The 12,340-nt window shown below is 49.3% G+C and carries 9 protein-coding genes; 4 read left to right on the top strand and 5 right to left on the bottom strand.

Going from position 1 to position 12,340, the window contains the following annotated elements:
- Position 1: 1 nt before the first annotated feature.
- Positions 2-1,564 carry a hypothetical protein gene (locus tag H6F50_RS02440; protein ID WP_190425949.1) on the bottom strand — a complete coding sequence of 521 codons (1,563 nt, stop codon included), beginning with the start codon at positions 1,562-1,564 and terminating at the stop codon, positions 2-4.
- Between the two features lie 520 nt (positions 1,565-2,084).
- On the opposite strand from H6F50_RS02440, the gene H6F50_RS02435 reads away from it, so the two are divergent.
- The 4 genes from H6F50_RS02435 (at position 2,085) to H6F50_RS02420 (ending at position 5,770) form a co-directional block, all read left to right on the top strand.
- On the top strand, positions 2,085-2,768 hold the full coding sequence (locus tag H6F50_RS02435) for a general stress protein (protein ID WP_242028870.1): 684 nt from the start codon (positions 2,085-2,087) through the stop codon (positions 2,766-2,768).
- Positions 2,769-2,846: 78 nt separating this feature from the next.
- Positions 2,847-3,365 (top strand): BON domain-containing protein, encoded by a 519-nt coding sequence (locus H6F50_RS02430; RefSeq protein WP_190425946.1) that lies wholly within the window; start codon positions 2,847-2,849, stop codon positions 3,363-3,365.
- Between the two features lie 248 nt (positions 3,366-3,613).
- Positions 3,614-4,174 (top strand): signal transduction histidine kinase (STHK), LytS, encoded by a 561-nt coding sequence (locus H6F50_RS02425; protein ID WP_190425942.1) that lies wholly within the window; start codon positions 3,614-3,616, stop codon positions 4,172-4,174.
- A gap of 198 nt (positions 4,175-4,372) precedes the next feature.
- Entirely contained in the window at positions 4,373-5,770 is a 1,398-nt protein-coding gene (locus H6F50_RS02420) for a TldD/PmbA family protein (protein ID WP_190425939.1), read from the top strand.
- 142 nt (positions 5,771-5,912) lie between these two features.
- On the opposite strand, the gene coaE is transcribed toward H6F50_RS02420, so the two are convergent.
- The 4 genes from coaE to H6F50_RS02400 all read right to left on the bottom strand — a co-directional run.
- Positions 5,913-6,503, bottom strand: a complete 591-nt coding sequence (gene coaE / locus H6F50_RS02415; protein ID WP_190425936.1) for a dephospho-CoA kinase — start codon at positions 6,501-6,503, stop codon at positions 5,913-5,915.
- Entirely contained in the window at positions 6,500-8,701 is a 2,202-nt protein-coding gene (locus tag H6F50_RS02410; protein WP_190425933.1) for an EAL domain-containing protein, read from the bottom strand. The genes coaE and H6F50_RS02410 overlap by 4 nt, the downstream gene beginning before the upstream one ends.
- Before the next feature lie 140 nt (positions 8,702-8,841).
- Positions 8,842-9,285 carry a response regulator gene (locus tag H6F50_RS02405; protein ID WP_190413703.1) on the bottom strand — a complete coding sequence of 148 codons (444 nt, stop codon included), beginning with the start codon at positions 9,283-9,285 and terminating at the stop codon, positions 8,842-8,844.
- On the bottom strand, positions 9,278-12,340 hold a 3,063-nt coding region (locus H6F50_RS02400; protein WP_190425930.1), incomplete at its 5' end, for a PAS domain S-box protein. The genes H6F50_RS02400 and H6F50_RS02405, both read right to left, overlap by 8 nt.

Genomic DNA, 12,340 nt, shown 5'->3' with positions numbered 1-12,340 from the left:
ACTACTGCAACTTGATGTACTTCTCCACATCTTCAATCTGGGGATCTGGAAACTGAGTTAGCACTTGCCATAAAACCGTGTAACTGCCATCAGCACGGCGGCTGACGGGACGGAAGGCGACCAGGACATCGCTACTGGGCAATTCTAAAATTTGGTCAAGATAGCGGCGTTGTTCCCTGGAAACGGTACCTCCCGTCTGAACCACTTCCGGCACCTGGAATTGGACTAATCGCATTAAGTAGGTGTGGTTCAGCACCGCTGGTGCATTTGGGGAGAGGCGGTCGATCGAGGATGCGATCGCTCTCGTCTGTTGCACGGGTTCGCTGAAAGCCACCTGACCCAGCTTTCCCGTGATAAACCGCTGTCGATCTACCTGAATCGATGCCAACTGATTCGGCGGACGATAATTCAGGAAAAACTGGCGTGTTTGCGGCGATAAGGCGCGGACTTTCTTCAAGGTGGGATCGAGGTTTTCTAAGGGGACTTCTCCCAAATCCACCATGAAGCCATAATCCAGCCCTTGCTGGGCAATCTCAAAGTTACTACCTTCCATCCGAACCGCAAAGCGCGGAGTAAATTCATCCCCAGGACCAACTCGCACCGATGAGGGAGTCGATTCCTCATCGCTACCACCGCCCACCCCTTGCAGCAAAGCTGGAAATGGGAAACGCTCTGCTACGCTGGGCGAGAGCCGATTTCCTAGTGGATTCAGTTGTTGACGGTAAGCCTCAGATGGTAAAACGCGGGCAATGCCGGTGTTGGGTTGAGAAAGAAATTCGCTATACAGGCTTGGCTCTTGCCGATATAGGGCGTAAGAGTTGCGTTCGTTTAATTGGTACGTTTCCGCGATATCAGTAAAACGGGCGGAGGGGGGAAATGCTGCCACAGCTTGCCCTAAGAACTTTTTGGCAGTTTGTAGGGTTGTCACTGTTTGCTGGGAGGGCGCGATCGCTGGCTGAATTGGCGGCTGATAGCCAGAAATCGGTGTCTTTGCCGCTACACCAACGACTGGCGGTTCCGGAGCGGGAAATCTGGGCACTGGAACCGCCAAACGCTGAGGAGGTACGGTCAAAATCGACGGTTGACCAATTGCCAAAGGATTTCCTCTGGTGGGAGCGAGAATGGACTGTCGCCGTTCTAGCACCGGACGCAGGGGCAATAATTGCTGCGTCGAAGCATAGAGAGCGCAGTACACCTGCGCCTGCTCCAAGGTTAAATTAGAGCCTGCCGGGGTAACGCCGTTCGTGCGGGTACACAGCAAAGCAGGATTGGGATATTGGCTCTTGAGAAAGCGGTCTACTTCTCCCTGGTGGAGGAGGATTTGCCCCTCCGCCGCAAAAGCCGGGTAGGGTTCGGGAGACGCACTCGCTCTTTCGATTCGATTAATTAAATTGATTTGAGTTTGTACCAATCGCTGAGCTTGGGGCCAGAAACTTTGATCCGAAGCTGAACTCGAAGGGATTTGGCGGCTTACACCCAGCCTTTGGGACTCTGCCTGCGCGATCGCCTGTCCGGACACCAAGCTTAGTAGGGAAGACACAAAAATTAATAATAAGTACCGCATCTGAAACTCCTCAATCTGACAACTTGATAAAACAACCCAGTAGACCTTATTTATACTTCCCTGTTTTGACCCAAAAATTAAAGTCCTCTGTTTTTAATAAAATCATTGAATAGGAGAAAATATTTTTTTGTCTATCACTTCTTGCGCTTCCTATTTAACAGTTTACAGAACTCTAACTATTTGTTTTCTTTTTACTAGCGTTTCCTAATATATGTTTTTTTGTTAAGAAAATAAGCTTTTGTTTCTCAAACTCTTACTGTACTTGCTAGTTGAAGACCCCTAAAAAGATTGTTAATAAAGAGCAGACGGTCAAAGTGCAACTCCCTCAATTAGTAACGATCTAATTCCTAAGGAAGATGGGGAATTGCAAAAAAACAGAAAATTGGAGATTGAAGTTATATCTGAAGATTGATGGCTTCGGTCAAATAAAAAGCAAGAATTGAACTGTTACTGACAGACTAATGCTGCTGTGTTAGTAACACAATTTGGTTAGGTTCAGTGGCAATCGGAGAAAACACTGATGTTAGGACAACATAAGCGTGCTGTTGGCGTATTTTCAAACTATCGAGACGCCGAAGTAGCACTGACTGAACTAAAAAATTCTGGTTTTTCTATGGACAACGTGTCCGTAGTAGCTCGTGACGCGGACAAAGGAAACGACATTGCTGGTGCCGATGTAAGCGATCGCGTTGGCAATAAAGCCGACGAAGGTGCGAAAGCAGGTGCCGTCACCGGCGGTACTTTGGGCGGTCTAACAGGCTTGCTCGTTGGTCTGGGAGCCTTGGCAATTCCGGGACTTGGCCCTGTCATGCTAGCGGGAGCAGCAGGCACCGCTATTGCTACAACCCTTTCTGGCGGTGCCATTGGTGCAGCCGCAGGAAGTCTTTTAGGTGCATTAATCGGTTTGGGAATTCCTGAAGAAAGAGCCAGACACTATAGCGATCGAGTATCCCGTGGGGATTATTTAGTAATGGTAGACGGCAGCGACGACGATATCCGTCGTGCCGAAGCGATTCTCAGTCATCGGGGAATTCAAGATTGGGGTATCTACGATGCTCCTGCCACCAATACAACCACTACAACGACAACTCGCACATCTGATATTGCCGATCCCAGTGGTACCTATCAAACTCCAGTAGTTGATACAACTCCACGCACGGATACCCCGGTTCAAATTATCGACCGTCGGGAACAGACTCTTTAGGCTGATTTGAGAACGATTGAATGGGGTGGAAGGAAAAATACTTCCACCTCTTATCTGCTCGAAGTGAGGAATTGAAAAATGAACAAGTTTTTAACATTACTGTTTAGTGGCGTCTTGTTAGTCAGTGTTGCTGCTTGCGACAACAATGAGAAAACGGCTGGTGGAGCGGATTCTGATTCAAGTCAGACTTCTTCGCCTGCTGCAACCGGAGCCGCCAGTCCAAATGCCAGTGCCCCAGCATCACCCTCGGCTGATGCTTCAGCACAACCCGATCAAGGCGCGAAGAATGATGCATCGAGTGATGTCCGCAAAAGACAGCTAGAATCTGATATTCGGGCACGCGAGCAACGTAATAATGCTGCTGGCGACCCCCTAAAAAGAGCTGATAGCGACTTGGAAAGCGAGGTTCGTAGCAAGTTAGAAGCGAACTTGCCCAGCAGCAAATTAGAAATTGATGCTAAAGACGGAGCTGTAACAGTTGTAGGAACTGTAGAAAAGCCAGATCAAGTGGCAAAAATAGAACCGTTGGCGAAGGAAATCAAGGGGGTTAAGACAGTAGCTGTTCAAGCGAAAGTTGCGCCAGCCCAGAAAAATTAACTTTACTAGAACTTAGGGCCTGGAAACCAGGAAATCAATTTCCTGGCTGAAAGCCTAAGTCAGTTTAAACTGACTAAAAAAACTCAAACCAATCCATTTCATGGCTTTGAGCGATGAAGCCGGAACTTTAGTGGGCTTTAGTTCAGGGCAACTGGATAAGTCCTGTGTAATAACGGTGAAACTGTAATTTGATTTCGCTTGTGGCAAAATCACGAATAGATTCCTAAAGAGTTAGAGAGGAAAGGGTAATGGTGCTTACTCAGCCAAAACGAGCTTTTGGCGTGTTCTCAAGCTTGCAAGATGCAGAAGGCGCAATTCAGGAATTAAAAGCCGGTGGGTTTCCAATGAATCAGGTTTCTGCAATCAACAAAGAGCCTGAGCAAGTATCCCCGCCACCGACTTCTAAAGCGCAAGAAGGAACGACCCTTGGCGCGATCGCGGGTGGTGCAGCCGGAGGTGTCTTGGGTTTGGCGCTGGGACTAGGCACCATTGCCGCCATTCCCGTATTAGGGCCAATTAGCATTATTGGGGTGGCAGCCACGGCTTTAGCGACTACTTTAACCAGTGGTGTGATTGGTGCAACCGCAGGCGGCTTATTAGGTGCCTTGACTGGCTACGGGATTCCTGATGAGCAAGCCGCAATTTACAACGATCGCATTCATCATGGGGACTATTTCTTGATCGTTGAGGGCACAGAAGCAGAGGTGCGTCAAGCTGAAGCAATTCTCAATCGTTGGAATATTCAAGAATTGAGAATTTACGACGCTGCGGCATCACCACCGCCATCTATCAATGAAATGCCTCTTTAATATTAGAGATTCTTGTCCAGGTAGTAACAGGTGCATCTGACTTTAAAAACCCCTTTTCCTAGCGAAAAGGGGTTTTCGTATTTTGTATCTCTATCGATTACCATAACCTCCCCGGCTCCTCGTTTCCTGCTTCCAGTGGCAAGGTGCGACCAAATAATTGCACAATGGAAGCAGTTTATTAATGTTGCTGCAAGACAAATGCCGACCTTACTGGCTGATGCCAAAAACTTGCTCGCCGACTTAATCGCTCGTTACTCACCTCAAGTCGATTATTTGGCAGTTCGGATAGAAGAAGCCGAAGGAACTGATATCTTTTTGCGCGGCGATAAGGTCGAAACCCTCACTGAAGGCATCTCCATTGGTGGACAAGTCCGGGCTTGTTACCAGGGCGGCTGGGGCTTTGCCAGCTTTAATCAGCTTTCTACCTTAGCAGACCGAATTGAAGAAGCGATCGCTGCCGCTCGGATTATTGGCGATGAAGAAACCCTGTTGGCTCCGATTGAGCCAGTACAGGCGACTTGCCAACTTCCCCTAGAAGGCAGCGATCCGCGAGAGATATCGCTGGAAACCAAGAAGCAATTGTGCGATCGCTACACTGAAATCCTCAAAAGCGCTAGCTCTTCAATCACCACCACCTCTGTGCGCTACAGCGACAGTTCCCAGCGAATTATCCTCGCCACCTCAGACGGAACGCTGATTGAGCAGTCTTGGGTAGATATGGAAATGCGCTTTGCCGCCACTGCGCGGAATGGCGAAACCGTGCAAACTGGACGCGAAACGACTGGCTCCCGCAAAGCCTACGAAGACTTAACTAATTTGGACGATCAGGTTCGGAGTGCGGCTCTCCGCGCCGTGAACGCCCTCTCTCTGCCTCCTGTGAAAGGCAATACCTACACGGTCGTCATCGACCCCATTCTCAGCGGTTTATTTGTCCATGAAGCTTTTGGGCACCTTTCAGAAGCAGACATGGCTTATGAAAACCCGGATATCTTAGAAGTGATGACCCTGGGACGCCGATTTGGACCCAAAGAACTGCAAATCTTTGACGGTGCTGCTCCTCCCGGTCATCGTGGCAGCTACTTATACGATGATGAAGGGACGCCTGCTACCACGACTCAGCTAATTAAGGATGGCATCTTAGTTGGACGCCTCCACTCCCGCGAAACTGCTGGAAAGCTGAGCGAAGCCCCCACTGGCAACGCCCGTTGTCTGAATTACCACTATCCCCCCCTTGTTCGGATGACGAATACTTGGATTGAGCGGGGTACAACGCCCGTGGAGGATTTATTTGCAGGGATCAAAGAAGGCGTCTACGCTCGTAACTGGCTGGGTGGTATGACGAATGGAGAAATGTTTACTTTCTCCGCCGCTGAAGCTTGGATGATCCGCGACGGCAAGATTGCCGAACCCGTTCGGGATGTGACGCTGTCGGGGAATGTTTTCAGCACCTTGGCGGATATTGAAGCAATTGGGGATGATTTCTACTGGGATGAATCCGGCGGCTGCGGTAAGGGAGGTCAGAACGGCTTGCCAGTCGGTTGTGGTGGGCCAAGTCTCCGCATTCGCAATGTCATTGTGGGAGGCGATGCAGAATAGTTAAAAATTAGAAATTTCGTCAGTGTCATGAAGTTTTCACGATTGGAATGACCTAAACCTCGGCATTCTTCCTTTCAAGAGACAGAGAAGAAGTCAAGATATAGGCGATAAAAAACTCATGACACTAACAACTCCCACATTTTTAATTTTTAATTTTTAAGTGCGTATCTACCTGTTTGAGCAAATCTTCAAGCGTAGAAGAATTATCTAAAACTACATCAGCGCGATCGCATTTCTCCTGAATGGGCATTTGGCTAGTAATCCTGGCTTGCGCTTGTTCTAAAGTTAGGCGATCTCGCTTGATTAATCTCTGAAGTTGATGTTGTTCGGAACAGTATACGACCCAAGTTTCCGTACACAGAGCCGTCATCCCCACTTCAAACAGCAAAGGCACCACCAACACTACAGTCGGATGCGAGTTGAGTGCTTGCATTTTTTCAATCATGCGATCGCGCACGTAAGGATGAATCTGTTGCTCTAGCCAACGCCGCTCTTCGGGCGAATTAAAGACAATATTGCCCAGCTTTCGGCGGTCAAGCGTTCCATCCGGTAGCAGAATATCGGCTCCGTAACGCTTAACAATTTCGCCGAGAATCGGCGAACCCACTTTTACAGCTTCTCTAGCATAAATATCCGCATCCAAAACCGGCAAATTGTAGTGACTGGCAAGATAATTTGAGACAGTTGTTTTGCCAGTACCAATGCCTCCCGTCAGACCAATAACGCGCATCATGAATTAACTTGCAACTGTGCCAAAATCAACTGTCCCGCAGCCCCATTATCTAAAGGTTTCGAGAAAAAATATCCCTGTCCTCGTTCGCATTGCAATGCCTTGAGTTGTGCCAACTGTTGAGCCGTTTCTATCCCCTCCGCCGTCACACTCATTCCTAAATTATGAGCCAACGCCACGATTGCCTTGACAATCTCTGCATCCTTGCCACCCGCTCCCATCCGGTTCACAAAAGAACGGTCAATTTTCAATGTATTAACGGGAAAGCGGTGCAGATAATTCAAGGATGAATAACCCGTACCAAAATCATCAATCGATAATTGAATATTTCGATCTCGCAATTGCCAAAGCAGGATGGCGGCAGCTTCAGCATTTTCCAGCAAGCAGCTTTCAGTAATTTCCAACTTTAAATAGTGTCCATCTAAGCCAGTCTCCCCCAAAATACGGTCAATCTGCTCAATCAAATTTGGTTGCGAAAACTGCTTACCAGAGAGATTCACGCTAATTGCCAAACCCTGAGTCGTAGAATACTGCTGCTGCCAAACTTTTAGCTGACGGCAAGCTTCGTTCAATACCCAAGTACCCAAGGGAATAATCAGACCCGTATCTTCTGCCACAGGGATAAACTCGCTTGGGGGAACCATGCCACGAGTCGGGTGATTCCAACGCACCAGAGCCTCAAAAGCCTTAATTTTACCCGTCGCCAGCTCGACGATTGGCTGGTAGTAAAGTTGAAATTCCGTAGCGATAATCGCTCGTCGCAGATCCGTTTCTAACTGCAAATGTGCCACGGCAAGGGTATGCATGGCCCGATGGAAGACAACATAGCGACCTTTACCCTCTAACCGGGCATGATACATAGCCGTGTCGGCTGCCCGCAGCAGGTCTTGCGGACGAGGCAAGAGGTTATTGTGAGAGGATGCAGAAGGACAAAGCGGCATAGGGGCAGATTCTTTCCGAACCGGCTCCCATCCCTCTTGTCCCTTTCCGGCAAAGGCAATCCCGATGCTAGTCGTGGTGAATACTTCGCGCCCATCCAAGTTAAAAGGCGAATTGAGTTCCCGCTGGATCTGCTCGACAACGCGAATCGCATCGCTAACATCGTGAATATCCTCCAGCAGAATTGCAAATTCGTCTGTGCCAATCCGAGCTAGGGTGTCCGTGGGACGGAGACAGGTCATTAGTTTGCGAGCTGTAGCGATGAGCAGTTGGTCGCTTACCAAGTGTCCTAGACTATATTTGACCATCTCGAAGCGATCCAAATCCAGAAACAGAACAGCAAATAAACTATCTTTGTATCGTTGGGAATGCTTAATCTGGCTGGCAAGACGTTCGAGAAATAAGGTCCGATTTGGCAAACCGCAAAGCGAATCGTAGAACGCATGGTGTCGCAGTTGCTCCTCGGCTTGCTTGCGCTCAGTAATGTCGTGGCAGTTGACGACAATCCCCTGCACCGCCGGATCGTTCAGGAGGTTAGTGGTGACTGCCTCGAAGATCCCCCAAGAGCCATTGCGATGCTGCACGCGATACTCACCGAGTCGCTGAGTCACATTGGGATTTTGAATCGAATTTTTCAGCCTTTGCTTAACCAGTAGCACATCCTCTGGATGAATAAATGTCAAAGCATTTTTGCCTATGAGTCCATCGGGTGCGTATCCTAGAATCCGATTGACAGAGGGACTCACATAAGTCACTTGACCGCTGGCGTTAACAATGATGATGATGTCGGTCGCATTTTCGATCAGCGCTCGAAATCGTTGCTCGCTCTCTTGTGAAGCGGCGATTAATCTGGTTTTTTCCACCTCAGTCTGCCGCTTTTGGTCGCGCATTTGTTTGGCTTGTAGGGCTTGCGCTACTGCCGATCCTAGCCGCATCAGACGGTCTTTCAGTAGATAATCCGCTGCCCCTTGCTTCATGCACTCCACTACCACTTCTTCGCTCACCGTGCCCGTGATCACGATGAACGGAATATCTAAGCCGCGCTCTTGCAAAAGTTGTAGCGCTCTGAGGGCGTTAAACTGAGGCAAGCTATAGTCAGCCAAAATCAGCTCGATACCGGGATGCAGTTGGGCGAGGTAGTCGGCTTCTGTCTCTACACGCTGCCAGTCGGGTTTAAAGCCAGCCAAACGTAGTTCGTGCAAAGTTAATTCAGCATCAGCCAGGGAATCCTCAAGCAGTAAAATCTGGAGCGGAGCGGACATGATGACCTTCTTGTAAGCAAGGGAATTGAGCCGTGGGCGGGGTTACACCACTGTTCGCTTTTAGAGAGCGTGCAGTCTGAATTATGAGGTGTTGAGCGTAAATTTAATTGCGGTTTTTAGAATTTTTAGCCTGAAGAATGCTAGCGGCTTGGCAGCTGGTTTAACAGCAGCCAGTACAAGCCTAATTGCTGCACTGCTTCGGTAAACTGTTCAAAGTTCACCGGCTTAACAATATAACTATTGACGCCCAACTGGTAACTTTCTACGATGTCGCGTTCTTCGTTTGACGAGGTGAGGATGACGACTGGAATCATGCGGGTTTGGGGGTCAGATTTGAGGCGTTGCAAGACTTCCAATCCGTCTACTCTGGGGAGTTTGAGGTCGAGGAGAATGACTTTGGGGTAGTTTTCCGGATAGCGATCGCGATAGGCACCTGTCCGGAAAATGTAGTCTAAGGCTTCCGCACCGTCGCGGGCAACTTGAATGCGATCGCCAAGGTTGTGCTTTCGCAAAGCATAAAGTGCTAATTCTAGGTCGTTGGGATTGTCTTCGACCAGCAAACATTCTGCTGTGCGCTCACTCATGAATATTTCCCCCTGCCAGGGTAAAGTAAAATGTTGTGCCTTGGTTGACGACTGATTCAGCCCAAATACGTCCGCCGTGGCGATGGATGATGCGCTGCACGATCGCGAGTCCGACTCCGGTTCCTTCGTAATCCTCCGCACGATGCAGCCGTTGGAAGACGCCAAAGAGTTTATGAGCGTATCGCATATCAAAGCCTGCGCCGTTGTCTTTGACGAAATAAACGACAGTGGTTGAAAAGTCATTTGTCTCTAGTTGTGGGTCATTCGTAAATGACTGATGACGATAGCCAATTTCAATCTGGGCGACTTCCCGACCGCGCGTGAATTTTAGAGCGTTTGTCAGCAAGTTGACAACTACTTGCTTAAGTAAAGCAGGATCGCCTTCGCAGGCGGGTAAATTGCCGATATTTATTTCAAATTGGCGATTTTGCTGTTCGTGCCATAAGTCTGCCAGTACTTGACGTACCAAATCAGCGATCGCTACAGTTTGTTTTCTCAGTGGCTGGCGCGAAAGGCGCGAAAATGTCAGCAAGTCATCAATCAGCTGTCCCATTTGCTGAGCATTATCCCGCACCAGTTTCTGGTAGCGTTGGGCTTCCGGATCGAGTTGTTCTAGATATTCTTCCAGCAAAATCCGCGAAAATCCGTTGATAGCACGCAAGGGCGATCGCAAGTCGTGAGAGATGGAATAACAGAAAGCTTCTAACTCTTGATTTGCAGCTTCCAGTTGCGCGGTTCGTTTGATGACTCGTTGTTCAAGTTCCGCGTTCAACTGTCGAATTGCTTCCTCTGCCTGGACTTTTTCGGTAATGTCGGTGCAGGTGCCGATCCACTCTCGCACATCGCCGTCTTTTGATAATACTGGAACCCCACGGACATTGAAGTAGCGGTAAATACCATCAGCACGCCGCAGCCGAAACTCAGTGTCATAGAGGCTTTTCGTTTGGATAGCGTTAGACCACTGCTCGGCAATGCGATCGCGATCGTCTGGATGGATGGCATCTAGCCAGTGCCAGCTTAGTATTTCTGCCTCGCTTTGACCCGTATAGGCTCTCCAATCCGGTTGATCCGTCACAACCTCACCTTGGGGGTTGGAAGTCCAAACCATCTGTGAGGTCGCCCGTGCCAAAGAACGATATCGTTCCTCACTCTGCCGCAACGCTTCCTCAGCCACTTTTCGTTCGGTGATGTTGCTGACTAAGGCAATAAATCCTTTGACTTCACCGTGTTCCCCAAAATGTGGCAGGTAAGTAGCATTGACCCAACGCATCCCTCCATATTCATAGGATATAGGGCTTTCGTAGGTTACTTCCTGCCCGGACAATGCTGCCTCGACATACGGCTGAATTGCCTGATAAGCCGAGTCCCCTAAAATTTTTCTAATGGGCTGTCCGATGACTTCCGCCTGAGATTTGCCGAACCATTGTTCGTAAGCCCGATTGTTAAAGTGATAGCACTGTTCCGAATCGACATAGGCAATCAGCACTGGCAAAGCATCTGTAATCAAGCGCAGTTGATCTTCACTCTGTTGCAATGCTGCCTCTGCTTGCTGGCGTTCCAGAGCAATTCCCGCAATTTGGGTAGCAATCTCGGTCAGATATAACTCATCCTGATTCGGTCGCCTCGCGTCGGGATGATACATTACAAAAACGCCTAATACCTTACCGTTACTGGAAAAAATAGGCGTAGACCAACAGCTTTGTAGTTGATGGCTTAATGCCAAATCTCGGAAATCCGCCCAAAGGCGATCGCTCTCAATATCTGAGACAATCACGGGTTTACCGAAATACGCTGCCTTACTACAGCAACCAAAACCAGGACCAATCGCGATACCATCAATCGCCTGAGTGTAGCTTTCGGGAAGGCTAGGAGCGACTCCATGTCGTAACTTGTTCTCTTTTTCGTCAACTAGCAGAATCGAACAAAAGCCCTCACCGGATTGGGTCTCGATAAACCGAGCCAAAACATCCAGAACATCACCCAGTGCTGCGCCGGTGGCAATCATTTCGAGTACCTGTTTTTGCCCTGCGATCAGCGCCTCAGCTTGCTTGCGTAGCGTAGCGTGCCGCAGGCTTTCGCTGATGTCTATCATCGCGCCGATCATCCGCACTGGATTCCCCTTATCGTCATGGACGATAAATCCCCGATCGCTCGCTAAGGCATAAGAGTTATCGGCGCGACGGTAGCGGTATTCATCCGACCAGATTTGTCTTCCACTGTCAATTGCAGCATGAATCCCACTGACAACCCGCTCTCTGTCTTCTGGATGTATATTTTCGTACCACCAACTGGCATCAAAACCTACTTCAGTTTCCGCATAGCCGAAGAGTTTTTGCAAGGATTCGTTCCACTCTACGCGGTTTGTCAGTAAATCCCAGTCCCAGATTGCATCGTTGCTGGCTTTAGCGACGAGGCGGTAACGGGTTTCGCTTTCCCGCAGCGCTTCCAGAGCGCGATTGCGTAGCGTAGCGTACCGTAGGCTTTCGCTAATATTGGCGAAGATGCCAATGCTGCCGCTCATCTTGCCATTGACATCTTGCAGCAGGGCTGTCCAAAGGCTAACGTCAATCAAGGTGCCGTCTTTCTTTTGGCTGCGGAATTCCCTGCCACCGCTACCACGATCTCCTCCGCCATGTAAGTCAGCCTGAAGCAAGGCATGAAACGCTTCCTGTTGATCCGGGGGGAAAATCGGCAACGGATAGCCGACAACTTCTGCCGATTTCCAGTCAAAAAGACGCTCAGCCTCTGGATTCCACAGGGTGACGTTCCGATTAACATCGAGCGTTACGATCGCTAACGGTGAAGTTTCAATCAGCGCTTGCAGCGTTTGATGTGTGGTTAACAGGGCTTCTTGTGCCTGTTTTTGCTCCGTAATGTCGCTCAGGGTGCCGGACGTACCGATAATTGTCCCGTCGGGAGCCAATGTTAATTTGGCGTGTCCTTCCAGCCAGCGATAGTCGCCGTTTGCACTCAGATATCTCGCCTGATACCGATAAAATTCTTGCTGGCGTTCAATGAGGGAGCGAAATTCTTCGCGGTGTTGTGGGCGATCGCT

The sequence above is a fragment of the Coleofasciculus sp. FACHB-712 genome (genome assembly GCF_014695635.1).
Classification (GTDB): domain Bacteria; phylum Cyanobacteriota; class Cyanobacteriia; order Cyanobacteriales; family FACHB-T130; genus FACHB-T130.
This window is presented reverse-complemented; position numbering and strand designations above follow the sequence as displayed.

Excerpts from the sequence above, each read along its gene's own strand:
- H6F50_RS02440 (WP_190425949.1), bottom strand. The coding sequence starts at position 1,564 with ATGCGGTACTTATTATTAATTTTTGTGTCTTCCCTACTAAGCTTGGTG.
- H6F50_RS02435 (WP_242028870.1), top strand. The coding sequence starts at position 2,085 with ATGTTAGGACAACATAAGCGTGCTGTTGGCGTATTTTCAAACTATCGA.
- H6F50_RS02430 (WP_190425946.1), top strand. The coding sequence starts at position 2,847 with ATGAACAAGTTTTTAACATTACTGTTTAGTGGCGTCTTGTTAGTCAGT.
- H6F50_RS02425 (WP_190425942.1), top strand. The coding sequence starts at position 3,614 with ATGGTGCTTACTCAGCCAAAACGAGCTTTTGGCGTGTTCTCAAGCTTG.
- H6F50_RS02420 (WP_190425939.1), top strand. The coding sequence starts at position 4,373 with ATGCCGACCTTACTGGCTGATGCCAAAAACTTGCTCGCCGACTTAATC.
- coaE (WP_190425936.1), bottom strand. The coding sequence starts at position 6,503 with ATGATGCGCGTTATTGGTCTGACGGGAGGCATTGGTACTGGCAAAACA.
- H6F50_RS02410 (WP_190425933.1), bottom strand. The coding sequence starts at position 8,701 with ATGTCCGCTCCGCTCCAGATTTTACTGCTTGAGGATTCCCTGGCTGAT.
- H6F50_RS02405 (WP_190413703.1), bottom strand. The coding sequence starts at position 9,285 with ATGAGTGAGCGCACAGCAGAATGTTTGCTGGTCGAAGACAATCCCAAC.